The 26708-nt window shown below is 63.3% G+C and carries 22 protein-coding genes and 1 pseudogene; 4 read left to right on the top strand and 19 right to left on the bottom strand.

Features of this window, described 5'->3' with window-relative positions; all coding sequences use genetic code 11:
- Positions 1 to 10 precede the first annotated feature (10 nt).
- From CBP34_RS08435 to CBP34_RS08390, 10 genes and pseudogenes are all read right to left on the bottom strand, one after another.
- Positions 11 to 2400 (bottom strand): annotated as a pseudogene (locus CBP34_RS08435) (Tex family protein).
- 220 nt (positions 2401 to 2620) lie between these two features.
- Positions 2621 to 3403 (bottom strand): sensor histidine kinase, encoded by a 783-nt coding sequence (locus tag CBP34_RS08430; protein WP_236748542.1) that lies wholly within the window; start codon positions 3401 to 3403, stop codon positions 2621 to 2623.
- Between the two features lie 141 nt (positions 3404 to 3544).
- The gene (locus tag CBP34_RS08425) at positions 3545 to 4336 is read right to left on the bottom strand and encodes a LuxR C-terminal-related transcriptional regulator (RefSeq protein WP_094097762.1); all 792 of its coding nucleotides are present in this window, start codon (positions 4334 to 4336) and stop codon (positions 3545 to 3547) included.
- Between the two features lie 398 nt (positions 4337 to 4734).
- Positions 4735 to 6156 (bottom strand): MFS transporter, encoded by a 1422-nt coding sequence (locus tag CBP34_RS08420; protein ID WP_094097761.1) that lies wholly within the window; start codon positions 6154 to 6156, stop codon positions 4735 to 4737.
- 55 nt (positions 6157 to 6211) lie between these two features.
- Positions 6212 to 7117, bottom strand: coding sequence for an SDR family oxidoreductase (locus CBP34_RS08415; protein WP_094097760.1), 906 nt, complete (start codon positions 7115 to 7117; stop codon positions 6212 to 6214).
- The gene (locus tag CBP34_RS08410; protein ID WP_094097759.1) at positions 7114 to 8049 is read right to left on the bottom strand and encodes a glutathione S-transferase family protein; all 936 of its coding nucleotides are present in this window, start codon (positions 8047 to 8049) and stop codon (positions 7114 to 7116) included. Before CBP34_RS08410 ends, CBP34_RS08415 begins: the two co-directional genes overlap by 4 nt.
- Positions 8050 to 8104: 55 nt before the next feature.
- A complete protein-coding gene (locus CBP34_RS08405; protein WP_094097758.1) occupies positions 8105 to 8572 on the bottom strand; it encodes a GNAT family N-acetyltransferase in 468 nt (155 codons plus the stop codon).
- 2 nt (positions 8573 to 8574) lie between these two features.
- On the bottom strand, positions 8575 to 9591 hold the full coding sequence (locus CBP34_RS08400; RefSeq protein WP_094097757.1) for an NADP-dependent oxidoreductase: 1017 nt from the start codon (positions 9589 to 9591) through the stop codon (positions 8575 to 8577).
- 117 nt (positions 9592 to 9708) lie between these two features.
- Positions 9709 to 10134 carry a PaaI family thioesterase gene (locus CBP34_RS08395; RefSeq protein ID WP_094097756.1) on the bottom strand — a complete coding sequence of 142 codons (426 nt, stop codon included), beginning with the start codon at positions 10132 to 10134 and terminating at the stop codon, positions 9709 to 9711.
- Positions 10135 to 10313: 179 nt separating this feature from the next.
- The gene (locus CBP34_RS08390) at positions 10314 to 11105 is read right to left on the bottom strand and encodes an SDR family oxidoreductase (protein WP_086927524.1); all 792 of its coding nucleotides are present in this window, start codon (positions 11103 to 11105) and stop codon (positions 10314 to 10316) included.
- 404 nt (positions 11106 to 11509) lie between these two features.
- Here CBP34_RS08390 and CBP34_RS19740 point away from each other — a divergent pair, with 404 nt between their 5' ends.
- From CBP34_RS19740 to CBP34_RS08380, 3 genes are all read left to right on the top strand, one after another.
- Positions 11510 to 11809, top strand: a complete 300-nt coding sequence (locus tag CBP34_RS19740; RefSeq protein ID WP_208616384.1) for a hypothetical protein — start codon at positions 11510 to 11512, stop codon at positions 11807 to 11809.
- Positions 11761 to 12183, top strand: a complete 423-nt coding sequence (locus tag CBP34_RS19980) for a PEP-CTERM sorting domain-containing protein (RefSeq protein WP_236748541.1) — start codon at positions 11761 to 11763, stop codon at positions 12181 to 12183. The genes CBP34_RS19740 and CBP34_RS19980 overlap by 49 nt, the downstream gene beginning before the upstream one ends.
- 233 nt (positions 12184 to 12416) lie before the next feature.
- Complete coding sequence (locus CBP34_RS08380) at positions 12417 to 13589, top strand: VanZ family protein (protein WP_094097755.1); 1173 nt, start codon at positions 12417 to 12419, stop codon at positions 13587 to 13589.
- Positions 13590 to 13598: 9 nt separating this feature from the next.
- Here the strand turns inward: CBP34_RS08380 and CBP34_RS08375 are convergent, their stop codons facing one another.
- On the bottom strand, positions 13599 to 15464 hold the full coding sequence (locus CBP34_RS08375; protein WP_094097754.1) for an acyl-CoA dehydrogenase: 1866 nt from the start codon (positions 15462 to 15464) through the stop codon (positions 13599 to 13601).
- Positions 15465 to 16031: 567 nt separating this feature from the next.
- Here CBP34_RS08375 and CBP34_RS19400 point away from each other — a divergent pair.
- Positions 16032 to 16238, top strand: a complete 207-nt coding sequence (locus CBP34_RS19400) for a hypothetical protein (RefSeq protein ID WP_157896450.1) — start codon at positions 16032 to 16034, stop codon at positions 16236 to 16238.
- Positions 16239 to 16282: 44 nt separating this feature from the next.
- Here the strand turns inward: CBP34_RS19400 and CBP34_RS08370 are convergent, their stop codons facing one another.
- From CBP34_RS08370 to CBP34_RS08335, 8 genes are all read right to left on the bottom strand, one after another.
- Entirely contained in the window at positions 16283 to 17548 is a 1266-nt protein-coding gene (locus tag CBP34_RS08370) for an IS256 family transposase (RefSeq protein WP_094097753.1), read from the bottom strand.
- Positions 17549 to 17981: 433 nt separating this feature from the next.
- A complete protein-coding gene (locus CBP34_RS08365; RefSeq protein WP_094097752.1) occupies positions 17982 to 19157 on the bottom strand; it encodes an acetyl-CoA C-acyltransferase in 1176 nt (391 codons plus the stop codon).
- An 89-nt stretch (positions 19158 to 19246) separates the two neighbouring features.
- Complete coding sequence (locus CBP34_RS08360; protein ID WP_094097751.1) at positions 19247 to 21346, bottom strand: 3-hydroxyacyl-CoA dehydrogenase NAD-binding domain-containing protein; 2100 nt, start codon at positions 21344 to 21346, stop codon at positions 19247 to 19249.
- 210 nt (positions 21347 to 21556) lie between these two features.
- The gene (locus CBP34_RS08355) at positions 21557 to 22252 is read right to left on the bottom strand and encodes an ABC transporter ATP-binding protein (RefSeq protein ID WP_094097750.1); all 696 of its coding nucleotides are present in this window, start codon (positions 22250 to 22252) and stop codon (positions 21557 to 21559) included.
- 1 nt (position 22253) lies between these two features.
- Positions 22254 to 23036, bottom strand: a complete 783-nt coding sequence (locus CBP34_RS08350; protein ID WP_086912204.1) for an ABC transporter ATP-binding protein — start codon at positions 23034 to 23036, stop codon at positions 22254 to 22256.
- Positions 23037 to 23038: 2 nt separating this feature from the next.
- Complete coding sequence (locus CBP34_RS08345) at positions 23039 to 24361, bottom strand: branched-chain amino acid ABC transporter permease (protein WP_086912203.1); 1323 nt, start codon at positions 24359 to 24361, stop codon at positions 23039 to 23041.
- 4 nt (positions 24362 to 24365) lie between these two features.
- The gene (locus CBP34_RS08340; protein ID WP_086912202.1) at positions 24366 to 25319 is read right to left on the bottom strand and encodes a branched-chain amino acid ABC transporter permease; all 954 of its coding nucleotides are present in this window, start codon (positions 25317 to 25319) and stop codon (positions 24366 to 24368) included.
- 68 nt (positions 25320 to 25387) lie between these two features.
- A complete protein-coding gene (locus CBP34_RS08335) occupies positions 25388 to 26620 on the bottom strand; it encodes a branched-chain amino acid ABC transporter substrate-binding protein (protein WP_086912201.1) in 1233 nt (410 codons plus the stop codon).
- Between the last annotated feature and the right edge of the window lie 88 nt (positions 26621 to 26708).

Raw genomic sequence — 26708 nt, 5'->3', positions numbered from 1 at the left:
TACCCGGTTGTTACCGATTCTTGGTTTGCTGCAACTTGGCGAAGGCCGAGGCCATGGCCGACTGCGCCGCAGGTTCGGGCGCGCGGCGCTGCGGTTGCGCATACCCGCGGCCTGCCCCTCAAACCGGTTGTCGCGCGGCGCGCCCCGGTCGCCGCTCTGGCGCGCAGGCGCATCGCCCAGCTTCATCGACAGCCCGATGCGCTTGCGCTCTACGTCCACCTCCATGACCTTGACCTTGACGATGTCACCGGTCTTGACCACTTCGCGCGCATCGTTCACGAACTTGTGCGCCAGCTGGCTTACATGCACCAGGCCGTCCTGGTGCACCCCGAGGTCGACGAAAGCACCAAACTGAGCCACGTTGCTCACCGTGCCCTCCAGGATCATGCCTTCCTTCAAATCCTTGATGTCGTCCACGCCGTCATTGAAGCGCGCCACCTTGAAGTCCGGGCGCGGGTCGCGGCCGGGCTTTTCCAGCTCGGCCAGGATGTCCTTGACGGTGATCACGCCAAACTTCTCGTTGGCAAAAAGCTCGGGCTTGAGCGTCTTGAGCATGTCGGCGCGGCCCATCAGCTCGGCCACAGGTTTGCCGGTCTTTTCCATGATCTGCTCGACCACGGGGTAGGTCTCCGGGTGCACGCCGGTCATGTCGAGCGGGTTCTCGCCGCCGCGGATGCGCAAAAAGCCTGCGCTTTGCTCAAACGTCTTGGCGCCCAGGCCCGCCACGTCCATGAGCTGCTTGCGGCTCTTGAATGCGCCATTGGCCTCGCGCCAACGCACCACGGCCTTGGCCACACTGCCCGACAGTCCCGACACGCGGCTGAGCAACGGCACGCTGGCCGTGTTCAGGTCCACGCCCACCGAGTTCACGCAGTCTTCTACTACCGTGCCCAGCGTGCGCGCCAGCTCGCTCTGGTTCACGTCGTGCTGGTACTGGCCCACACCGATGCTCTTGGGATCGATCTTCACCAGCTCGGCCAGCGGGTCTTGCAGGCGGCGCGCAATGCTGGCGGCACCGCGCAGGCTCACGTCCACGTCGGGCATCTCCTGCGACGCGTATTCGCTGGCGCTGTAAACGGACGCGCCAGCCTCGCTGACCACCACCTTTTCAATCACGCGGTCCACCTTGGCGGCCAGCTTGATCAGGTCGGCCGCCAGCTTGTCGGTCTCGCGGCTCGCGGTGCCGTTGCCAATCGCAATCAGGTTCACGCCGTGTTTTTCAGCCAGCTTGGCCAGGGTGTGGAGCGAGCCTTCCCAGTCGCGGCGTGGCTCGTGCGGATACACGGTGGCGGTTTCCACCAGCTTGCCCGTGGCGTCCACCACGGCCACCTTCACACCGGTGCGGATGCCAGGGTCCAGCCCCATCACCACGCGCGGGCCGGCGGGTGCGGCCAGCAGCAGGTCGCGCAGGTTGTCTGCAAACACCTTGATCGCTACCTTCTCGGCGTCGTCGCGCAGGCGGGCGAACAGGTCGCGTTCGGTCGAAAGACTCAGCTTCACGCGCCAAGTCCAGGCGACGCATTTTCGGATCAGGTCGTCGGCGGGGCGGCCTGCATGGCTCCAGCCCAGGTGCAACGCGATCTTGCCTTCGGCGATGCTGGGCTGGCGCGGGTCGGGCTGGGACGTGGAATTCGCCTGTGGCTCAGGCAGCACCAGCTTGGCTTCGAGGATTTCCAGGCCCCGGCCACGGAACACGGCCAGCGCGCGGTGCGAAGGCACACGGCCAATGGGTTCGTCGTATTCAAAGTAATCGCGGAACTTCGACACCTCGGGGTCGTTCTCGTTCTTGCCCTCGACCTTCTTGCTGCGCAACAGGCCCTCGGCCCACAGCCACTCGCGCAAGGACTGCACCAGCACGGCGTCTTCAGCCCAGCGCTCCGACAGAATGTCGCGCACACCGTCGAGCACGGCAGGCACGGTGGAAAAGTCGGCGCCCGCCTTGCCGTCGTCCAGCACTTCGGGCGGCCTGGTAAAGGCGGCGGCCTCGACAGCAGGGTCGAGCGTGGGGTCGGCAAACAGCTTGTCGGCCAGCGGCTCAATACCGAATTCGCGGGCCATCTGGCCCTTGGTGCGGCGCTTTTGCTTGAACGGCAGGTAGATGTCTTCAAGTTCCTGCTTGGTTGGCGCGGCGGCAATCGCCACGCGCAATGCGTCGGTCAGCTTGCCCTGCTCGTCAATGCTTTTGAGCACGGCCGCGCGGCGGTCGTCCAGCTCGCGCAGGTAAGAAAGTCGCGCCTCCAGCTCGCGCAGCTGGATATCGTCGAGCCCATTGGTCACTTCCTTGCGGTAGCGTGCGATGAAGGGCACGGTGGCACCACCATCCAGCAACTCGACGGCGGCCTTGACCTGTTGCTCGGTGATCCGGATTTCTTCGGCAATCTGCCGGACGATCTTTTGCATTGCGTTCTATCCTGCGGGCACATGGACGGGAAAAGCGGGCGAGTTTGCCACATGCGGCAGACCAGGCAGGAACGGAGCAGGCAGGAGATTTGCCATAACAAACTCCATTTTTGATAGCTGTCAGCGCTTATCTGCAAAGCGGTTGAGGCCATTTTGGCGTCAAATTGCACCCTACCTTGCGGCGCAAAGGCGGCACATCACACTGCGCGCAGGTCCACCTTCAGGGGCTCTGGCTTTCCAGCACAGCGTGCGCGTACTCGCGCGCGCATTGGCCTTGGTTCGGCACCACCACGCGTATGCAGGTGCCCCCCTGCTCGGGCCGGATCAGCTCCAGAGCACCGCCCATCTGCAGCGCACGGCGGCGCATGCCTTCCAGGCCGAAGCCCGAGGGCCGGGCGCCCGACGCCGAGGATACTTCGGGCAGGCCACGCCCGTTGTCGCAGACCTCCAGGCACCACGCACCCTGCTCCGCGTCATGGTCCAGGCGCACCTTCACCTGCGTGGCCTGAGCGTGTTGCAGCACGTTGCTCAAGGATTCCTGCACGATGGCGACCATGTGCTGGGCGCGCTCGGCGCATGGCGCCTCCACGCCATCTGCGGTTTTGACATCCCAGGCCATCTGAATCCCGCGCCGGTCCAGCACCGGCTGGATGCGGTGGCGCAGGCGCGCCAGGCGATCTTCGAGCGAGTCGGTAGCGCTGTCCATCGAATCCACGACCAGACGAAGATCCAGCAGGCACTGCTCCAAAGCACGCAGAGCCTGCGAATGGGCGGGCAACTTGGGGTCCAGCAAGCCCATGGTGCTGACCAGCTGCGAGCCGACGTTGTCGTGCAGCTCCCTTGCGATGCGCTGGCGCTCGGCCTGCAACTCTGCGCTGGGGCGGGGATTGCGCCGTGGCCGCCATTGCAGGGCGCGCGGCACCTGCACCAAGATCAGCAATCCGAGCAAGGTTTGGATAACAATCAGCGTGCCCGTCAGCCACTGCATGGCGGGTGAACTCAAGGCCCAAATATATCGAACCAGCAGCAGGCTCAAGACCAGTTGCACTACACAGAGTGCGAGGCAGGCCAGGGCGAAATGGGGCGGACGGTTACGAAACATGAAAGCACATTGCGCAGCGGCCCCGGTAAGCCATGGATGCGCCTAGAACAGCCCCCGCAACGATGCCAATCGCACGGCCTGGGCACGGGTGCGCACCTGCAGCTTGCGATAGATGTTACGAATGTGCGTATTCACCGTCATGTTGCTGATCTCCATGCGGGACGCAATTTCGGCAGTGGTGTAACCACCAGCTACCATGCGCAGCACTTCCTTCTCGCGGTCGGACAACCGGTCGGCCTCGGCAGGCTCATGGCGCTTGGGGGTCTCGGCATGGGTCTTGTCAAACCGCTGCAGCAGGCGCCGCGCCAGGTTCGGCGTGATGGACGCCCCGCCGTTCACTACCTGCAACACGGCCTGCGGATAGTTGCCAAACCACGAGTTCTTGCTGAGATACCCAGTGGCACCCAACTCGAAGGCGCGCAACACTTCGTCGTCGTTTTCCATGACCGAAATCACCACGGCCTCGGCCGACGGGCGCACGGTCTTGAGGTAATCCAGCAGCTCGAAGCCCTCGCCGTCACCCAGATGCAAATCCACCAGCAACACATCGAACTCATGCTGCTTGATGGCCTTGCGCCCCTCGCGCAAACTGGACGCCTGCGCCACCACCAGGGTGCGGGGATCCGCCATGAGCTCTTGCGCAATCACCAGGCGGATGTGCGCGTCATCGTCCACAAGCAGCACCCGCACCGGGCGATCGGTCTGACCGACCATGAAATCAGGCCAAATGGATGACGGGCTGCCCTGCCCGCCCAGGTATCCCTCACCGGCACCACTGTCCTGCGACCTGGAAGACAGCCCAGCCATGCGGGACTCAGCGGGAATAACGGTCATAAAACCTCCACGTTGGTGCACAAGCCCCAAGAAGGGGCACTATTGCGCGCGATTTCTAGTTACCGACACTAAAAGAAACAGCAACAAACATCTACACCCAAAAATGGCAATTTACATACGTTTCGTAAGTTACATATTAATACCATCTGATTGCTGCGGAAGTTCATGAGTGGTCATACGGGCTTCATAGGCAAACCCTATCGCCAGGTCCGTTATGCCCAACACCCGCAGGCATCCAGCGATTGCGATGCAGTTGGCTGCAGGACGGGGGCGTGCAGGAATTAGCCATGCCCGAAGAAGTCGGGAGCATTCCGTAGCCAAGAGCAAGCCAGAAGAGCACACGCTGGACCGCCGTGGTCATCACATCAATCCCTCGCGCGCGCTGAGACGTTCGATTTTCAGTGCGTTGTGCGCATCCTCAGCGAACTGCAAACGCCCGCCGCCAGCGCAAAGGCCGCCGCGAGCAGCAAGGCCACCCACTCGCCCGTGCCATCGTGCGAGGGCCACACGGAAAAGATGGCTGCCAGCATCACCGCCCCCAAGGTCTGCCCCGTCAAACGGGCCGTGCCCAGCATGCCGCTGGCCGCGCCACTGCGCTCCAGCGGCGCCGAGGTGACGATGGTGTGGTTGTTGGGCGACTGGAACAGCGCAAAACCGGCGCCGCACAGGGCCATGCGCCAGACCATGTCGATAGGGGATGGGTCGGCCGGCAGGGCCGCCAGCAGCAGCAGGCCACAGGCAAAAACCCCCATGCCGATGGCCCCCAGCAGTCCATCGGCGTAGCGGCCGATCAGGCGGCCCGCAATCGGTGCCGTCACCACAATGGCCAGGGGCCAGGCGGTGATCAGCAACCCCGCCTCCAGGGGACTGCGGCCAAACCCCTCCAGCAGCAAAAAAGGCAGCGCCAGATAGGCCAGGGTCTGGGCACAAAACGCCCCCACCGACGAGCCCATGGACAGCGCAAACACTGGAATGCGCAACAGATCCACCGGAAACAGGGGCGCGGCCTGGCGCCACTGGCGGCGCAGGTAAACCCAGCCCACTGCTACACCCGCTGCCAGCAGGGCCCAGGCTGCGGGCGAGGCCACACCCCGCCCGCTGCTGGTGGCAGCGCCCAGCCGCTCGCCGCCCACGAAGATCAGCGTGAACATCAGCACGTTGAGCACCACATCCAGCGCCGCCGGGCGAGGCTGCACCACCGCGCTGGGTGGATTGAACGGCAGCGCCCGCCAGCCCAGCCACAGCGTAAAGGCCCCCAGCGGCAGATTGAGTGCAAAAAGCCAGGGCCACGGTGCCACCGACAGGATGCCCGCCGCCACCGAGGGGCCGGCCACCGAAGCCAGCGCCACCACCATCGAATTGATCGCCAGGCCACGCCCCAGTTGCGCGCGCGGGTAGGTCAGGCGCACCAGGGCGGCATTTACGCTCATGATGCCGGCCGCACCCAGCCCCTGCAGGGCCCGCGCCACGATCAGGGTGGCCAGCGAATCGGCCAGCATGGCCCCCACAGACGACACCGCAAACAGCGCCATGCCAGCGAAATACACGCGCCGATACCCCAGGCGCTCGCCCAGCGCCGCCAGCGGTAGCAGCATGACCAGCGTGGCGATCTGGTAGGCGTTGACCACCCAGATCGCATGGGCCGCACTGGCGTTGAGCTCGCGCGCAATGCCCGGCAGCGCCAAGTTGACGATGCTGCCATCGAGCACCGCCATCGCAATACCCAGGATGATTACCAGCATGGCGCGGTTGCGCGCCGACTGGGGCAGGCCATCGCCGGGCTCGTCGGCGGCCTGACTGGCTTCGTTGACGTGATCCATCAGTTCAGACACCACTGCACGGCGCCAAGCTTGGTGCCCCGGTTGGCTAGCCCGCTCACTCGGCGCGCAAGGCAGCGCGCAGTTGCGCCCCCAGCTCAGGCTTGTCCGCAAACGGGTCTGTGGGATTGCGGGCCTGCAGGATGTCTTGCATGCGCGTCTGCACGGCGCCTATCGCCTTGGGATGGCTGTAGATGTAGAACTGGTTGGCCGCCACGGCGTCGAACACCTTTTGCGCCACTTCGGCGGCCGTCACTTTGCCGGAACTGACGGCCTTGTCGGTCATGGCCTGGCCAATGAGCTGGCTTCTGGTGGGCTTGTCACCCGCCAGCCCGCCGGGGCGGTTGCGCTGGCTGTCGTTGATGCCCGTGGCCACGAAATAGGGGCACAGCACGCTGGCACCCACCTGGTCGGTCACCAGCGAAAGATCCTGGTACAGCGTCTCCGACAGGCTGACCACCGCGTGCTTGCTCACGTTGTAGATGCCCATGTTGGGCGGCGCCAGCAGGCCCGCCATGCTGGCGGTGTTGACGATGTGGCCGCGCCACGCCGGGTCGTTCTTCGCCGCCGCCAGCATCAAAGGGGTAAACACCCGCACGCCGTGCACCACGCCCATGAGGTTCACGCCCAGCACCCATTCCCAGTCCTTGACGGAGTTCTCCCACACCAGACCGCCCGCGCCCACGCCCGCGTTGTTGAACACCAGGTGCGGAGGGCCGAAGCGCTGGGCCACCTCTGCGGCCAACTGCTCCATCTGGGTGGCGCTCGACACATCCACCTTGCGGGCCAGCACCTGGGCGCCGGCTGACTGCATCTCGGCAGCGGCCGCATCGAGCGCGTCCTGCTGCACATCCACCAGCACCAGGTTCATGCCCAGGCGAGCGCCGATGCGCGCGCATTCCAGCCCGAAGCCCGAGCCCGCGCCCGTCAGAACCGCGGTCTTGCCCTGAAAATTTTCAATCATGCTTGTGCCTTTTGTAATACATAACCGATACGCGGAAAGTGCACATGTACCGTGCCGGCACGCGGATCGGTGCGGCGCACGGTGTAGCGCGTGCGTGTGGCGGCGATGAGGGTTCCCGCCGTGGGCTCGGTGCCAAAGCTCTCGGCAGCCACCGTGACCTCGCTCCCCAGCGCAATGCCGTGTTCGTCCTGAAAGACGTCACTCACCACCGGCATGGGTTCGGCGCCCGCAGCCACCGTGATGGCATCGGCCGCGCTGAATTTCTCCATGCGTCCATGCCCGAGTGCGGCCACCCGGTCCATCCACTCCAGCACGGCCGGCGTGGCCTGGAAGATGTCGGCCATCATCGGCACGCACTGGCGCGTGAACCACAGCGGGTGGTAGGCGGCAAAGTCGGCCACGCAGGGTTCGGCCCCGAACGTGAAGTCGTGCTCTTCCACCATGTGCGCCAGGCGCCGCAGGTACGAGCGGTAGGCCGCCGTGGCATCGGCGGGGCGCAGGCGCTGCATGCCGACGCTCATCTGGCGGCGGTCCTCGCCAAAGGCCTGGGCCGCCTCGGGCGCCACATTGGCAAACAGCGCCTGGGCACCGCGCGGCTGCAGGTTGTAGGCCATGGCGGCCCAGAACAACGTGCTGTCAGCCCACTGGGCAAACACCCGCGCCACGCCCTTGAGGTGGGGCGGATACAGCACCGGCTCGGGATGCTCGTGTTCAAGCACTTCGCAGATCAGCGTGGAATCGCAATAGATGTCGGCACCGATCTGCAGGACCGGCGTCTTGCGATAGCCACCCGTGAGGGCCACCACATCGGGCTTGGGCGCGATGCTGGGAATGACCACCGACTTCCAGGGCAACTGCTTGAAGCCCAGCACCAGCCGGATTTTTTCCGAGAAGGGTGATGAGGGGTAATGGTGCAGGATCAAGGCGGTCATGGGCAATCTCCTGATAAATGATCGAAAACGAACGGCTCGGACGCCGCGCCCCTGTTCAGCGCGGACTCCACAGCATCTCGATGTGGGGAATGTCGTCTTCCAGGTAAACCGCGGACACCGCCACAAACCCCAGGCTGCCGTAAAAGCGCTGCAGATGCGCCTGCGCGCTGATGCGCACTGCCCTGCCCGGCCACACCTGGTGGCAGCGGGCCAGGCCCTGCTCCATCAACGCGCGCCCCACACCGCCGCCGCGCGACTCGCTGGCCGTTACCACGCGACCGATGGAGGGCTCGGGGTAGTTCACCCCCGGGTCCACCACACGCAGGCTGGCTTGCAAGGCACCAGCCTCGTCGTACCCCAGCAAGTGCCACGATTGCTTGTCGGCGCCGTCCGGGTCCTGGTAAGGGCCCTGCTCCAGGATAAACACCTTGCAGCGCAAGGCCAGCGTGTCATGCAGGGCGTGAACGCCCAGGTCATCGAAACGGGCCCAGGTCCAGCGCAGTGCAGGAGGCGAGGTGCTCATGTTCAGATCAGTTTCACCAATTGCTTGCCGAAATTCTTGCCTTTGAGCAGGCCCAGAAAGGCCTCGGGCGCAGCGGCAATGCCCTGCGCAATGGTCTCGCGCGGGCGCAGCTTGCCGGTGCCCACCAGCGTGCCCAGCTCTTTGAGGGCCTCGGGCCACACTTCCATGTGCTCGCTGACGATGAAGCCTTCGATCTTCATGCGGTTGATGAGAATCAGCGCGGGGTTGGCCATGGGCAGGGGCGCGCCATCGTAGCCGGCGATCATGCCGCACAGGGCAATGCGGCTGAAGGCGTTCATGCGCAGCATCACGGCGTCCATGATCCAGCCGCCCACGTTCTCGAAGTAGCCGTCGATGCCGTTGGGGCAGGCTTCCTTGAGGGCTTTGGACATGGCGCGCGCGTCGCTGTGCTCTTTGTAGTCGATGCAGGCGTCAAAGCCCAGCTCTTCCACCGCATAACGGCACTTCTCTGTGCCACCGGCAATGCCCACCGCGCGGCAGCCGCGGGCCTTGGCCAGCGCGGCAAAGGCGCTGCCCACGGCGCCGGTGGCGGCGCTCACCACCACGGTGTCGCCCGCCTTGGGCGCAATGATCTTCACCAGGCCATACCAGGCCGTCACGCCCGGCATGCCCACGGCGCCCAGGTAGTGCGACAGCGGCACATGGGTGGTTTCCACCTTGCGCAGCGCGCCCACGGCATTACCATCGACCACGCTGTATTCCTGCCAGCCGCCCATGCCCACCACCTTGTCGCCCACCGCGAACTTGGCGTTCTTGCTTTCGGCCACCTCGCCCACGGTACCGCCAATCATCACCTCGCCCAGCGGCTGGCTGGCCGCATAGCTCTTGCTGTCGTTCATGCGGCCGCGCATGTAGGGGTCCAGGCTCAGGTAGTGGTGGCGCACCAGCACCTCGCCATCCTGGAGCGCGGGCGTGTCGGTGGCGACCAGCTTGAAGTTGCTGGCCACGGCTTCGCCCTGGGGGCGGTTGTCGAGAACGATTTGTTGATTGCGTGGCATGGAAGACTCCTTGTTACTACTTTTTTAATAGCTGCTTGCGCTTATCCATCCTGCGCAAGAGCCCGATTTGGCTCAAAAGGGGCTCCACTCCAGTGCATTCTTGTGCCGGAGCGCCCATCAATCCGTCGAAATCACCCGCTGCCCGTTGGCGGCTTCGGCGGGCTGGCGCCGCACATACTTGAAGGTGCCCGTGGCGTGGCTGCAGATGCGACCCTCGGCATCGAACACAGTGCCTTCGGCGAACGCCATGCTGGCAGTGCGATGGACAAGCCGGCCCTTGGCCACCAGAGGCCCGCGCGCGGGCCGCATGAAACTGGTCTTCATCTCGATGGTGACCACGCCAAAGTCGGGCGTATCGCTGCGCGCCGCCGTGGCCAGGGTCACGTCCAGCAAGGTCATCGTCGCACCACCATGGGTGACCTCAAATGAGTTCAGGTGCTCGGGGCGCGCTTCGAAATGCAGCTCGGACTCGCCCCCCGACATGCGGTGCAGCGTGAAACCAAGATGGCTGACAAACGGGATTTCGGCACCAAAATTCAACACAGGCAACTCCAGGGTTCATCAAAAGGCAGAAAGGATAGCCCCTGTTCCGCTGCGGCAGCGTTGGCGGGACGTCTTGGCACAGTGCCCCCTGCAGTGGCGAACGGCACGACCGCGCGCCTACGCCGCCAAAGCAGCCCCCAGGCAGCACGCGCCGCGCTCAACAGGCGGCGCCCGCCCACTCATCCACCGGTGACCACGCTCACACCGCCATCCACCGCCAGCCACTGGCCGGTGATGTGCTTGCCCGCGTCAGATGCATACAGCGCGCACAGGCCCTTGAGGTCTTCGTCATCGCCCAGGCGGCCCAGCGGGGCGTGGGCGGCCAGCGCTTCCTCGCCCATGGCCTTGAGGGTGCCCACCGTCATCCTGCTGGGAAAGAACCCCGGGCAGATGGCATTGACGCGGATGTTGTACTTGCCCCATTCGGCGGCCAGCGCCCGCGTGAAATTGATGACTGCACCCTTGGAGGTGTTGTAGGCAATGGTGTTCATGCCGCTGGGGTTGCCGCCCAGGCCCGCGATGGACGCCACGTTGATGATGCTGCCGCTGCGCCGCGCGATCATGCTGTGCTTGGCGATGTGCTGGCTCAGGATGAAGTAGCCGCGCACGTTGAGGTTCATGACCTTGTCCCAGGCCTCGACCGGGTGATCTTCGGCGGGCGCACCCCAGGCCGCGCCGGCATTGTTGACCAGGATGTCCACATTGCCCATGCGTTGCAGGGTTTCATCGGCCAGGCGCCGGATGTCAGCCTCCTGCGCGCAGTCGGCCGCGATCCAGCGCGCGTCGATGCCGGCGGCCTGCAGGTCGGCCGTGGCCTCCTCCAGATCCGAGGCCTTGCGCGAACTCAGCATGATCCTGGCGCCAGCCTCCCCCAGCGCATGCGCCAGTTGCAGGCCCAGCCCGCGCGAGCCACCGGTGACAAGGGCCGTCTTGCCGGTGAGGTCAAACAATTGTTGGATGGTGCGGGTCATGTCGTCGTCTCCTGGTTTGAATGGGGCCGCTGCCAGCAATCGGCCTGGCACTGCGCAGCGCCGCATTGTGCGTGGGCAAGGCAACGGAATCTGTCGCCTGGGCGATTGGGAAGCGCGGATGAGAACAGTGTGTGACAAAAATCGGCCTGGCATGCGATGCCGTTGCCGTTGCCGTTGCCGTTGCCGTTGCCGTTGCCGTTGCCATTGTCGAAGCGTCGCCGCCAGCCCTTCGCCCGACTCGGCTGGCGCCCCCCTGTCGACCTGTCGAATTTATTTACAGCTGAGACGTTACCGCAGGCAGAAAAATCATCAAGTCGTTGATTTATAACGTTTTTCCCCATTGGCACAAAGTATGCTTTGTAACAACGGCTTGAGAAACCCTCCCAGGAGAAACCATTATGTCGATGACAAAAAAACTCGCTATTGCAGGCATTCTGTCGGGTGCCTGCCTTGCTGTGCAAGCTGCACCAGTGACCTATCTGGCCGCAGACGACAACGTGTCCACGCTTGCGCAAATGGTGAACTCGACCGCAGCCGCGGCATCGTTCCTTTCGGTGGCTGGCGCCCTGAACACCGTGGATTTCGAATCCCCCCTGCCTGCCAACCTCACCATCACCGGCGGCACGACCAACACCGGAACCCCGGATGTGGCGCCGTGTGCGGATTCAACACCACTGCGGGTGGCGCCTTCTTCCGAACCGTAAGTGGCGGCTCGGTCACTTTTTCCTTCGTCAACGCAGTGGATGCTTTCGGCTTTTTCGTGAACGGCCTGCAGACCAATCTGGTTCCGCAGCAAACCATCAATTACGTGGATGGTTCCTCGGTCACGCAGACCATCAACATGCCCTCGGCGATCAACGGTGGCGGCGCTTTCATTGGCTTTATTGACTACGGCCAGCTGATCTCCAGCGTCACGTTCAATGCGACGAACGACATCCTCGGCTTTGACGACCTGCGTTTCGGCCGGTCGGCCAACAACCCTGGCGACCCCAACAATGTGCCCGAGCCTGGCTCACTGGCCTTGCTCGGTGTAGCCCTCGCAGGGCTCGCATCGGTTCGCCGCCGCAACCAGCGTTGACCGGTTACGTGACCGCCCGCCCGGCGCGCGGAGAGCATCGCCGGGCGTGTGCACCCATGTCAGCCAGGCATCTACCCGCGGCAATTCATCAGGGCAAAAACAGCGTGTAGCGCCCAACCAGCAAGCGCTGACAGCTATAAGTTTCAAAGCATCTGAGCTCGGGGCGGTCAGCACCAAAGTGCACCACACGGTGTTGTATGGTGTGATCCAGGATTCAGTGACCCGAGGCGCCCATGAAATCTGTCGATGATCGCTCGCGCAGCCTCCCGGTCGCGCTGGCGCTGGTTTTATTGCTCATTGCCTATGGCTCGCTGTTCCCTTTTCAGTGGAACTTCACTGCGCCGCAGCCGTTCATCTGGAGCGGCCGCATCGGTCTGGTGGATCTGGTCGAAAACATCGTTTTGTTTATGCCCCTGGGTGGGCTGCTGGGCTGGGCCGGGCAGGGGCGGCCGCGCAAGTGGGCCTTTTTTGCTGCCTGGCTGGTGGCATCGCTGGTGTTGGCCAGCGCGCTGCAATGGCTGCAAAAATACCTGCCCCGCACCCCTGCCCTTTCGGATGTGATCTTCAACATGGCGGGCTACGCGCTGGGCTGGGCCGCCGGGTTCGCCGCGCGCTGGCGTGTGGGGCACCTGCTGCACCGGCACCAGGGCTGGGCCGATGCAGACCGGTTCACATTGGTGCTGGTCGCCCTGTGGTGGGTGGCAGAGCTGTACCCGCTGATACCGACGCTCGACGTTTCTTCGGTGGCGCAGAACGTCAAGTCCCTGTGGCAACAAGACCTGTGGCAGCCGCGGCGCATGCTGACGCATGTGGGCATGGCGGTGATCGGCTTGTCGGCCGTGGCGCACCTGGCGCGCAGCGCCCATCTGGCGCACCGCGCGCGGACATCGGCCCTGGTGGCTACGGTCGCGGTGCTGGCCGGCAAATTCGTGGTCGTGGGCCAGTCGCCAGGAATGGCCGTGGTGCTGGGCATTGGGGGCGGCTGGTTGCTGTGGCGCTGGCTGGATTCGTGGGCGCCGGGGGCACGCTGGGGGGCCACGGCATGGGTGGCCCTGGCCACCTATCTGCTCGACGCGATCTGGCCCTGGGCTTGGCGCACGCCACCGGCCAACATGGAATGGATACCTTTTGCCTCGTCGCTCTCGACCTGGGTGCAGTCTGCAATCACGGCGCGCGCGTTTGAATGCCTGTGCTTTGGCGCAATCCTCTGGAGCACGGTGCGCAACGGTGCCTTGCTGGGGGGCATGACCATCTGCACCGCAGTGCTCGCTTTTGCCTGCGAATGGACACAGCGCTATTTGCCCACACGCACGGCCGAGATCACCTCGGTGCTGCTTGCCATCGGCATGGGCTGGCTGCTGTCGGCATGCACCACCGCACGTAGACCCCGCAAAGTGGGTGCGTGAGCACGCAGCCTAAAACGCCTCTTCGCTGAGCGCGGCACAGGTCATATCGCGGCCGTTCACCACATTCAGCCAGGCCGCAATCTTCGGCAGCTCATAATGGTAGAAATAGCGTGCAGCGCCCATCCTTCCTGCGCTAGCAGCTACTGAAAGCGTAGCATCAACACGCAGTGTGGCCAAGGCCACATCGAGCCACACCCAGGCCAGCACGGTGTGGCCAAAGGCCTGCATGTAGGGCACGGCATTGGCCAGCGCCTCGGCCGGGTTGCCCGTGGCCCAGGCGGCTTGCGTGGCGGCGCCCACCTGCTGCAAGGCATCGCCCAGCTGCGCCGCACAGGCCGCCAATTCAGGCACGGCGGCGGCCTGCGCCATGGTGGCCTGCATGCGCGCGGCCAGCAGTTGCATGCCCCGGCCGTTTTCCATCAGCACCTTGCGGCCCAGCAGATCGGCCGCCTGGATGCCGTGCGTGCCCTCGTGGATCATGTTCAGGCGGTTGTCGCGCCAGTACTGCTCCACGGGGAAGTCGCGCGTGTAGCCGTAGCCGCCGTGGATCTGGATGGCCAGCGAGTTGGCCTCCAGGCAGAACTCGCTGGGCCAGCTCTTGGCGATGGGGGTCAGCACTTCCAGCAGCAGGCGCGCCTCGTCGGCGGCCTCGGACACGCCGGTGTGCTGCTCGTCCACCAGGCGGGCGCAGAACAGGTTGAGCGCCAGCGCACCCTCGCCGTAGCTCTTTTGCGCCAGCAGCATGCGCTTGACGTCGGCGTGCTCGATGATGCGCACCTGCGGTTGGCCAGCGTCCTTGCCACTCGCCCCCATGAGCCGGCCCTGCGGGCGGTTTTTGGCGTAGTCCAGGCTGGCGTAATAGCCGGCCAGGCCCAGCATGGTGGCCGCCATGCCGATGCCGATGCGCGCCTCGTTCATCATGTGGAACATGCACGCCAGGCCCTTGCCCGGCTGGCCCACCAGGTAGCCCACAGCCCCCGCCCTGCCCTGCACCGGGTATTTGCCTTCGCCAAAGTTGAGCAGCGTGTTGGTGGTGCCGCGCCAGCCCAGCTTGTGGTTCAGGCCCGCCAGCGCCACATCATTGCGCACGCCGGTCAGCTGGCCCTCGGTATCCACCAGCTTCTTGGGCACGATGAACAGCGAAATACCGCGCGTGCCCGGCACCAGCTTGCCGTCGGGCCCCGGAATCTTGGCCAGCACGAGGTGGACGATGTTCTCCGACAGATCGTGCTCGCCCGACGAAATCCACATCTTGTTGCCCGTGAGGCGATAGCGTGGACCCAGCGGGTCTTGATCCCAAGGCACCGAGCCGTCCGGGGCTACCGAAGGGGCCTCGTCAGGAACTGCCCGCGTGGCCACATCGCTGAGCGATGAGCCCGCCTGCGGCTCACTCAGGCACATGGTGCCCGAGAAGCGCCCCGAGAACTCGTTGAGTGCAAACACCTTCTTCTGCACATCGGTGCCATGCACCATGAGCAGGTTGGCATTGCCCACGCTCAGCAGGCTGGAGCTGATGCTGATCGACGCCACGGCAAAAAAGGCATTGGCCGCCGCGTCCACCGTGTAGGGCAGCTGCATGCCGCCAATGTCGTAATCCTGCGCCGCGCTGAGCATGCCCGAGGCGGCATAGGCGTCATACGCATCCTTGGTGGCCTGCGGCAGCGTGACGCGCTCGCCGTCGAAATGCGGCTCCTGCATGTCCACCGTGCGGTTGAACGGCGCGTACTTCTCGCGCGCGATGCGCTCGCAGGTGTCAAGCACGGCATCAAACGTCTCGCGCGAATGGTCGGCAAAGCGCTCGCGCGCATTCAGCGTTTCGGCTTGAAGCCAGTCGTAGAGCAGGAAATCGAGGGTGGAGCGCAGGGAGGTCGTCATGCGGCAAATTATGGGTGGGGGCACCCGTTCCAACATGTCAGCTGCGCGACGCCGCGAAGGGGGTGCAGTCTGCGTGCCGCCGCGCGCAACGGGTTGCACGCTCGCGCGCCGGGTGAAGGCTGGAGCGGGAGGCTGCGAAAACGGCTGCCGCGGTGTGGGGCTGTATCGTTGTAGGCCTTGACGCTTATGGGAAAAGCGCTGCCAGCTATGGTTATTGAAGCAAATCGCAGCAACCAAGACTGAATTTGGTTGCGACTGGCTGGAATCGACCCGCTGCTGACACTCGGGTCCGACGTGCAACCCTCGCTTGTGCAGCGCAAGTAGTTTGTCGAGTGCACCTGCTATCGGGCAAGTCAATTTGCTGGTTTTACTGACCAACTAATCATCGGTCGACGAGACGCATTCGACAGGCCGTAGAGGCGATTGGCCAAAATCACTTCCTTGGGGCAACAGGCTTTTCGATCAGCGCCATAGCTAAATCAGCTTGAGGCCCGATGGTTTAGGTTGACACAAGTGTCTGAGACGTGACAATGAAAACCACGCATCCAACACCCAGATGAGGACTCCATGATCAAGCAATCGGCACGGGTCGAAAGACTGTTCAATAAATTTCAACTTCGTTATGGTTCTGATGACGATCTGGTGCGAGAGCTACAAGCTGAAATCATCAAGCACAAGCAAAATGAAGAATTGTTCGAAAAGTGGATGTTGCGTGCTTCTCAGCCGAAAGATGTGCGCACGATGAACAGGGCGTGTCCGAATTTCCGTGTGTGAGGCTCATTGAACCTTCACCGATTTCGTGAAGCTGGTTGGATATCTTACGTGCTCGGTTTCATGAATCGTTCTTCGTAGAGGATTGCAAACTGGTTCATCGCTGATTTCCAATGGTTGGCTGCTCGCCCCCAGTCCTCGGTGATGTTGCGCAGGGCCAGCCAGATCAGCTTGGTGGCCGCATCGTCGCTGGGGAAGTGTCCTCTGGTCTTGATGATCTTGCGCAGCCGCGCATTCACGCTTTCAATCGCATTGGTCGTGTAGATCACGCGTCGCACCTCGGGCGGGAAGGCGAAGAATGGGATCACCTTGTCCCAGGCCCTGCGCCAGGCGCCCACGACCGTGGGAAATTTCTGGCCCCAGGGCCCCTTTTCAAACGCATCGAGCTCAGTCTGGGCCGCTTCGGCGCTCACTGCTGTGTAGATGGGTTTGATGGCCGCCGCCAGGCTCTTGCGGTCCTTCCAGCTTGCGAAGTCCAGGCTATTGCGGATCAGGTGCACGATGCAGGTCTGCAGCGTCGTGGCCGGGAACACCGCGCCCAGCGCCTCTGGCATACCCTTGAGCCCGTCGGTGACGGCGATCAGGATGTCATGGACGCCGCGTGTCTTCAGATCGTTGAACACCTTCATCCAGAACTTGGCACCCTCGGTGTTCTCGATCCAGATGCCCAGGATGTCGCGGCTGCCATCGGGCAGCACACCCAGCGCCAGGTACACGGCCTTGGCGCGCACCACGCCATCCTCGCGGATCTTGACCCGCAGCGCGTCAAAGAACACCACCGGGTACATCGCCTCCAGCGGGCGCGTCTGCCAGGCCGTGACCTCGCTCATCACGGCGTCGGTGACACTGCTGATGAGGTCGGGCGAGACGTCCACCGAGTACATCTCGGCCAGGAAGCCCTGGATCTCGCGCACCGTCATGCCCCGGGCGTACATGGCGATGATCTTGTCATCGAAGCCGGTGAAGCGCCGTTCGTGCTTGCCGATGAGTTGTGGCTCGAAAGTGCCCTCGCGGTCGCGGGGAACGTCGATGCGCAGCGCTCCCGCATCGGTCAGCACCGTCTTGGCGCTCTTGCCGTTGCGGTGATTGGCGCCAGCCCCTTCGGGCTTGGCCTGGCCGGGCGTGTAGCCCAGATGATGGCTCATCTCGGCGCCCAGGGCGCGCTCAAGAACCGACTTCTTGAACTGCTGGAAGATGCCTTCGAGCTCGGCCGGCGTTACCGGCCCGGGGATGAGTTGCTCCAGCAGCTCGGCTGAGAATTGCGGCTGCGCCGCCTTGTCCGCCGCAGCGGTTGTCTTCGTCTTGCGTGGCATTCATGCTCCTTGTTGACATGCTATGCCTCACACACAAAGTTTCTGACAGGCTCGATGAACACAAGGCAAGTTCCGCACTGAGAAAAGTAAAGCACTGACTGATCCGGAAAAATCGGGCCTCTCCAGGTTCACTATTGACCTTCCAATGCTCGGTTGGGAGAAGGCGGATTGAATACGCCTGTGTCCGGTTCGGCTCTGAAGCGGTCGGCCATCCCGACACGTCGAAAGTTCGCTCCTGGCCGAGCGCAGTCACTCCGGCAACCCGCCCCTCCAAGCATCAAGCAGCCATTTTCATTATTCGAGGAACTGGCAAAAAGTATTTGACCTCCAGCGCTCACCCACAAAGCGCCAGTAGCTATCAACAATATAGCAAACGCCCCGCGCAAACCTTCTGGTCTGCGCGGGGCGTCGATGTGCAAAACGTCGTCAGCGCTTACAGCACTTCAAACACGCCGGCCGCGCCCATGCCGCCGCCGATGCACATGGTCACGCAGACGCGCTTGGCACCGCGGCGCTTGCCTTCGATAAGGGCGTGGCCCGTGAGGCGCTGGCCCGATACGCCGTAGGGGTGGCCCACGGCAATGGCGCCGCCATTCACGTTCAGGCGGTCAGCGGGGATACCCAGCTTGTCGCGGCAGTAGAGCACCTGCACGGCAAAGGCTTCGTTCAGCTCCCACAGGTCGATGTCCTGCACCATGAGGCCCAGTTTTTTGAGCACCTTGGGCACGGCAAACACCGGGCCAATGCCCATCTCGTCGGGCTCGCAGCCGGCCACGGCGAAACCAAGGAAGCGGCCCAAGGGCTTGAGGCCCTTTTTGCTGGCGTAGTCTTCGCTGGTCAGCACGCAGGCGCCGGCACCATCGCTGAACTGGCTGGCGTTGCCAGCCGAAATCAGGCCGCCCGGCAGCGCCGAGCGCAGCCCTTGAATAGCCTCCACGGTGGTGCCTTCGCGCGTGCCTTCGTCCTTGCTGACGGTAACTTGCCTGGTGGTGAGGCCCATGACCTTGTCCACAACGCCAGCCGTCACGGTGATGGGGGCGATTTCGGCGTCGAACAAACCAGCGGCCTGGGCGGCGCAGGCCTTTTGCTGGCTGGCGGCGCCGTATTCGTCCATGGCTTCGCGGCCGATGTGGTAGCGCTTGGCCACCTGCTCGGCAGTCTGCAGCATGCTCCAGTAGATCTCGGGCTTGGCCTTGGCCAAAGCCAGGTCTTGCAACATGTGGGTGTTCATTTCCTGCTGTACGCAGGAGATGCTTTCAACACCGCCCGCCACGAACACATCGGCCTCGCCCGCAATGATGCGCTGCGCGGCCATGGCGATGGTCTGCAGGCCGGACGAGCAAAAACGGTTGATGGTGACGCCCGACACGGTGATGGGCAGGCCGGCACGCAGGGCGATCTGCCGCGCGATGTTGGCGCCGGTGGCGCCTTCGGGCGTGGCGCAGCCCATGAGCACGTCGTCGATGTCAGCCGGGTCAACGCCGGCGCGCTGCACGGCGTGCTGCACGGCATGGCCGCCCAGCGTGGCGCCATGGGTCATGTTGAAGGAACCCTTCCAGCTTTTGGCAAGCGGGGTGCGGGCGGTGGAAACAATCACTGCGGAGGTCATGGAAAATCCTTTCAGGGTTGGAGCGCACCTGTGGCGGCCTGGCTATATGCAAGCAGGGCTCGCGCACAAGCGGTGCGGCTTCGCATCAATCAGTTGAACGCCTTGCCTTCGGCAGCGAGCCTGGCCAGCAGCGGCGCGGGCTTCCAGAACGCGGCATCGTCCAGCGGGTTCCTGGCAAAGCGGTTCATGGCCTGCACCACGTTGAACAGGCCGACCTCGTTGGCGTAATTCAGCGGGCCACCGCGATACACCGGGAAGCCGTAGCCAAAGATGTAGACCACGTCGATGTCGCTGGCCTTGTTGGCAATGCCTTCTTCGAGGATGTGCGCGGCTTCGTTGACCAGGCTGAACACCAGGCGCTGCACGATTTCCTCGTCCGAAATCTTGCGCGGCGTGATGCCCAGCGAGGCGCGGTGGTCTTCGATCATCTTGACCACTTCAGCATTCGGAATGGCGTCGCGCTTGCCGGGCACGTAGTCGTACCAGCCGGCGCCGGTCTTCTGGCCAAAGCGCCCCTTCTCGCACAGCAAATCAGCGGTCTTGCTGTACTTCATGTCGGGCTTTTCGGTGTAGCGGCGCTTGCGGATGGCCCAGCCGATGTCGTTGCCGGCCAGGTCGCCCATGCGGAACGGGCCCATGGCCATGCCGAATTTTTCCATCGCCTTGTCCACCTGCTCGGGCGTGCAGCCTTCGTCGAGCAGGAAACCGCCCTGGCGGCCGTATTGCTCGATCATGCGGTTGCCGATGAAGCCGTCGCACACGCCGGAGACCACGGCGGTCTTCTTGATCTTCTTGGCGGTTGCCATCACGGTGGCGAGCACGTCCTTGGCGGTGGCGTCGCCGCGCACCACTTCAAGCAGCTTCATCACGTTGGCGGGGCTGAAGAAGTGCAGGCCCACCACTTCCTGCGGGCGCTTGGTGAAGTGGGCGATCTTGTTCACGTCCAGCGTGGAGGTGTTGGAGGCCAGGATGGCGCCGGGCTTCATCACGCGGTCGAGTTCCTTGAACACGGCTTCCTTGACGCCGATTTCTTCAAACACGGCCTCGATCACGAGGTCGGCATCGTTGAGTTCGTCGTAGCTCAGCGTGGTGCTCAGCAGGGCCATGCGCTGCTCGTATTTATCCTGCTTGAGCTTGCCCTTCTTCACCTGGGCTTCGTAGTTTTTGCGAATGGTGGCGATGCCACGGTCCAGCGCCTCCTGCTTCATCTCCAGCATCTTTACGGGGACGCCGGCGTTCAGGAAGTTCATGGCGATGCCGCCGCCCATGGTGCCCGCGCCGATCACGGCCACAGCCTGGATGTCACGCTTGGGCGTATCGGACGGTACGTCGGGAATCTTGCTCGCAGCGCGCTCGGCCAGGAACAGGTGGCGCAGCGAGCGCGACTCGGGCGTCCACATCAGGTTGATGAACAGCTCGCGCTCGAACAGCAGGCCGTCGGCAAACTTGCGCTTGGTGGCGGCTTCGACGGCGTCCACGCACTTGGCGGGCGCCGGGAAGTTCTTGCTCATGCCCTTGACCATGTTGCGCGCAAACTGAAAGTACGCGTCGCCCTGGGGGTGTTTGCAGGGCAGGTTGCGCACCAGTGGGAGCGGGCGCACGTCGGCCACGCTTTGCGCGAAGGCCAGGGCCTCGGCGGCCAGCACCTCGGGCGACGCCACCAGCTTGTCGAACAGCTTCTGGCCCGGCATGGAGCCGATCAGCTCGCTCTTGACCGGCTCGCCGCTCACGATCATGTTCAGGGCCGCTTCCACGCCCACCACGCGCGGCAGGCGCTGCGTGCCGCCGGCGCCGGGCAGGATGCCCAGCTTTACTTCGGGCAGGGCCACGCTGCAGCCAGGCGCCGCGATGCGGTAGTGGCAGCCCAGGGCCAGCTCCAGCCCGCCGCCCATGCAGACCGAGTGGATCGCAGCCACCACAGGCTTGGGCGAGTTCTCCACGGCGGCGATCACGGAATGCAGGTTGGGCTCTTGCAGGGATTTGTCGGTGCCGAACTCCTTGATATCAGCGCCACCGGAAAACGCACCACCCGCGCCGGTAATGACGATGGACGTCACTGCGGCATCGACATTGGCACGGTTCAGACCGTCCACAATGCCCTGGCGCGTTGACAGGCCGAGCCCGTTGACGGGAGGATTGGCCAGCGTGATCACGGCAACGGAGCCGTGGACTTTGTATTCAGCGGTCATGCTGTTGTTCCTTGGAAATTAGAAAAAGAACGGTCGTGCGATTTTGATTGTAGAGAGTTCTGCCCACCTTGCCTGCACTGATTTGTCCCGCCCGGGACAAAAGCGTGCCGGCCATTCACACCAGGGCACCAACGGCTGCCGGCACAGGGCCGCGAACACATCGCAGGCAACCCGTTGCCTGCCACACCGCGGCCACCGTGGCGCGGCGCGTCAGACTTCCAGCCATTCCTTGCGTACATAGTTGTCGGCCCGCAAGGTTTCCGGCGTGCCCTGGAAAACAATGCTCCCATGCCCCATGACCAGCGTGCGGTCAGAAATGGTCATGGCGATGGTGAGCTTCTGCTCGATCAGCAGCACCGAAATACCGCGCGACTTGATGGTCTGCAGGTATTGCCCCACCAGTTCAACGATCTTGGGGGCCAGGCCCTCGGTAGGTTCGTCAATGATGATGAGGTCGGGGTCGCCCATCAGGGTGCGGCACAGCGTCAGCATCTGCTGCTCGCCGCCCGACATCACGCCAGCTTCGATGTGCTGGCGCTCCCTGAGGCGGGGAAACATGTTGTACATGTCGTCAAACGACCAGCGGCTGCCCTTGCCCTTGCCTTTTTGCCCCAGCATGAGGTTCTGGTGCACCGTGAGGTTGGGGAAGATGTCGCGGCTTTCGGGCACATAGCCCAGCCCCAGGTGCGCAATTTCGTAGGCCTTCTTGCCCTTGAGCGCCTGCCCCTTCCATTGCAGGCTTCCCTCCCAATCCACCAGGCCCATGATGGCCTTGGCGGTGGTGGAGCGGCCTGAACCATTGCGCCCCAGCAGGGCCACGATTTCACCGGGTTGGACCTCGAAGGAGACACCATGCAGCACATGGCTTTTGCCGTAATAGGCGTGGAGATTGTCGATTTTCAGCATGTCAGTGTCCCCCCGCCTGCGCATCAGCCACGGCGGAGCCCAGGTAGGCCTCCTGCACCCGCGCATTGGCGCGCACCTTGTCGGGGGTGTCAAAGGCGATGACCTCGCCATACACCACCACGGCAATCTTGTCGGCCAGTCCGAACACCACGCCCATGTCGTGCTCCACCGTGAGCAAGGTGCGCCCCTCGGTCACTTCCTTGATGAGGTGGATGAAGCGCGTGGTTTCGCTGCGGCTCATGCCGGCGGTGGGCTCGTCGAGCAGGATGACATTGGCGCCCCCGGCAATGGTGACGCCGATCTCCAGCGCACGCTGCTCGGCATAGGTCAGGTTGACGGCCAGCGTGTCGCGCTTCTTGTCGAGCTTGATCATTTCCATGAGCTGCTTGGCGCGCTCATTGGCGTCATCCAGCTTCGAGAGAAAACGCAGAAAGGTGTACTTGTAGCCCATGCTCCAGAGCACGCCGCAGCGCAGGTTCTCGAATACGCTCAGCTTGGGAAAGATGTTGGTGATCTGGAAGCTGCGCGACAACCCCATTCGGTTGATCTCGTAGGGCGCCTTGCCGTCGATGCGCTGGCCATTGAGCAGCACTTCGCCGCTGGTGGGGCCAAAGCGGCCGCTGATCAGGTTGAACAACGTGGACTTGCCCGCGCCATTGGGGCCGATGATGGCCACCCGCTCGCCGGGCTGCACGGCCAGGTTCACCCCACGGATGATTTCTGTCTTGCCAAAACTCTTGCGCAGATCACGCAGTTCGAGCGCACAAGGTGCGTTTGTCGCCATAGTCACAGCGCTTCCCCCCGCTTGATTTCGTGTTCGATCTCTTCCTGGATCGATCCCCACTGGCGCACAAACTGGCGCCGGCACAACTCGAACAGCCCCAGCCCCGTGACCAGCACGAACGCTGCGCCAAACCAGCTGCCCACCGAGTTGGCCTGCAAAGTGGCCCCCAGAAAATTCAGCTGTGGCCCCAGGGCCGCATTGAGCTGGAGGTGGTAAGTCATTTCCACCATGGCGGCAGCCCCCAGCACTGCCACCAGTGCCGTGCCGCCCAGCGCCAGGTACGACGGCCACAGGGCGCGCAGCTTGCCAAACTTCGCCAGGCGCAGATTCATCATGATCAGGCTGGCAATACCGCCGGGCGCATACATCACCATGAACAGGAAGACGAGCCCCAGGTACAGCAACCAGGCCTTGGAAAGCTCGGACAGCAGCACCGATGCCAGCACCAGCAAGACCGCTCCGATGATGGGCCCGAAGAAGAAGGTGGCGCCGCCCAGGAAGGTGAACAGCAGATAGCCCCCCGAGCGCAGCACATTCACGCTGTCGGCACCTGTGACGATCTCAAAATTGATCGCCGCCAGCCCGCCACCGATGCCGGCAAAGAAGCCGGCAATGATGAAGGCGAAATAGCGCACACGCTGCGTGTTGTAGCCAATGAATTCAACGCGTTCCGGGTTGTCGCGCACGGCGTTGAGAATGCGGCCCAGCGGTGTGCCCGTGAAAGCAAACATGGCCGCGGTGCAGATGAAACAGTACGCCGCGATCAGGTAATACACCTGAATCGCCGGGCCGAACGTGATGCCAAAGAACGACTGGCCATAGACACGGTCGGTGGTGATGCCGCCCTCCCCGCCAAAAAACTCGGGGAACATCAGCGCCATCGACGCCACCAGCTCGCCAATACCCAGCGTGATCATGGCAAACGTCGTGCCCGATTTCTTGGTCGTGACAAACCCCAGCAGGATGGCGAAGAACATGCCGGCCAGGCCGCCCACCAGCGGAATCAGCACCAGCGGAACGGGCAGCGCGCCCTTGCCGGCCAGGTTCATCGCATGGATGGCGATGAACGAGCCGAGGCCCGTGTACACCGCATGCCCGAAGCTCAGCATGCCGCCCTGCCCCAGCAGCATGTTGTAGGACAGGCAGATGATGATGAGATAGCCGATCTGCGAAAGCATGGTCAGCGCCAGACTGCTGCGAAACAGCATGGGGGCAACGATGAGCATGACCGCAAACAGGCTCCAGACGACCAGACGGCCCACGTTCCATGGCTTGAACCGATAGTATTGCGTGGCCGGAGAAACAGATGATGTGGTGAACTTCATGGCATCAGTCCTCCCGTGTACCCAGCAGGCCCTTGGGGCGGAAGATCAAAATCAGAACCAGAAAAAGATACGGCAGGATGGGTGCCACCTGAGAGACCGTTAGCTTGAGCAAAGGCCAGCCAAAGGTGGCCTCCGACACTGCAAGGCCCATGCCTTGCAGCGCTGACGCCAGCGAGTAATCGATGGCCACGGCAAAGGTCTGCACCAGGCCGATCAGCAGCGAGGCCAGAAAAGCGCCCGCCAGCGAGCCCATGCCCCCGACCACCACCACCACGAAGATGATGGAGCCCACCGAGCCGGCCATGGCGGGTTCGGTGACATAGGTGTTGCCGCCAATCACCCCGGCCAGGCCCGCCAGTGCGCATCCACCCCCAAACACCAGCATGAACACGCGGGGCACGTTATGGCCCAAGGCCTCCACCATTTCGGGGTGCTTGAGGGCCGCCTGGATGACCAGCCCGATGCGGGTGCGCGTCAGCAGGAGCCACACAGACACCAGCATCAGCAGCGCCACCAGCATTACAAACGAGCGCGATTTGGGAAACTGCGTGCCATACAGCGTGAACAACGGCCCCTGCAGCTGCGTGGGCAGGCCGTAGGGAACCGTCGAACGCCCCCACACCAGTTGCACCAGCTCCAGGATCAGATAGGACAGCCCGAAGGTCACCAGCAACTCCGGCACATGGCCGAACTTGTGCACGCGACGCAGGCTGTAGCGTTCAAAAACGGCCCCTAGCACGCCCACCGCCAACGGGGCGAGCACCAGCGCGGGCCAGAACCCCACCACGTTGGAGATGGTGTAGGCGAAGTAAGCCCCCAGCATGTAAAAGCTGGTGTGCGCAAAGTTGAGCACCCCCATCATGCTGAAGATCAGCGTGAGGCCTGAACTCAGCATGAACAGCAGCAGCCCATAGCTGACGCCGTTCAGCAAAGAGATCACGAAAAACTCAGGATTCATTGGAATTTTTCAATGCTGGGTAAAAAAAAGGCCCGAGTAGGTCGGGCCTCAAAGCGATGGAGCCGAGGTTACGGACGCTTCATCTGGCACGAGGTGGGCGTGCTGGCCACATAGGGCTCGTAGTACTTCACTGGAACGAACGTGTAGCCAGTGCTCTCGGAATCGAGCGGGTACTTGCCGCCGGCCTTTTCCCACTTCGAGATGAACAGCCCCTGCTGCAGCTGGTGGTCGGTCTTGCGCATTTCGACCTCGCCATTGAAGCTCTTGAACTTCATGCCTTCGAGCACGGAAGCCACCTTGACGGGATCGGTTGACTTGGCCTTGACAAAGCCTTCGGACAGCATGGCGAAGGCGTGGTAGACGGCTCCGGTGTACATGTCGTCGTTGAACTTCTTCTTGTAGTCCACCACGATCTGGTTCAGCGGGCCCGGCAGGTTCAGGTGGGCATAGGCCACCTGGTACACACGGCCGTCGGCAGCGGCGCCCATGGCGGTGGGGCTGCCGGTAACGGAGCCGTAGTAGGTGTAGAAATTGACGTTGTTCAGGCCCGAATCGTTGGCGGCCTTGATGAGCAGCGCCAGGTCGGAGCCCCAGTTGCCGGTGATCACGCTGTCGGCACCCGAGGCCTTGATCTTGGCGATGTAGGGCGAGAAGTCACGCACCTGCGCCAGCGGGTGCAGGTCGTCGCCGACAAACTGCACATCGGGGCGCTTGCGCTTCATCATTTCCTTGGCGAACTTGGAAACCTGGTGGCCGTGCGAATAGTTCTGGTTGATCAGGTAGACCTTCTTGACTTCAGGAAGATCCTTCATGTAGGTGGTCAGCGCTTCCATCTTCATGGAGGTGTCGGCATCCAGACGGAAATGCCAGTAGCTGCATTTGCTGTTGGTCAGATCCGGGTCCACGGCGGCGTAGTTGAGGAACAGCACTTCCTTGCCGGGGTTGCGGGCGTTGTGCTTTTCCAGCGCATCGATGATGGCCAGTGCGGGGCCCGAGCCGTTGCCCTGCACCACATAGCGGGCACCCTGGTCCATGGCCGAGCGCAGTGCGCTGGTGGTCTCTTGAGGGCTCAGCTTGTTGTCGATGCCGATGATTTCGAATTTGACGCCGGCTGCATTCTTCTTGTTGAACTCTTCCGCCAGAAACTGAAAGCTCTTGAGCTGGTTCGTTCCCACTGCGGCCATGAGACCCGAAAGGGGATCCAGCCAGGCGATCTTGACGGTCTCGCCCTTTTGGGCGAAGGCGCCACCCGCGCTTGCCAGAATGACGGATGCAGCTACTGCTTTGATAGCAAATCTCATAGTCTTGTCTCCTGTTGAATCAACCGGACGCAGCGTACCGCGTTGCAACACACCACCGCTCAGGGATTGCCCCTAGCAGCTATCGCGC

The organism is Acidovorax carolinensis, from assembly GCF_002157145.1.
GTDB classification, from domain to species: Bacteria; Pseudomonadota; Gammaproteobacteria; order Burkholderiales; family Burkholderiaceae_C; genus Acidovorax; species Acidovorax carolinensis.
Note: the sequence above shows the minus strand (reverse complement) of the source record. Positions and strands in the feature narration are given on the sequence as shown.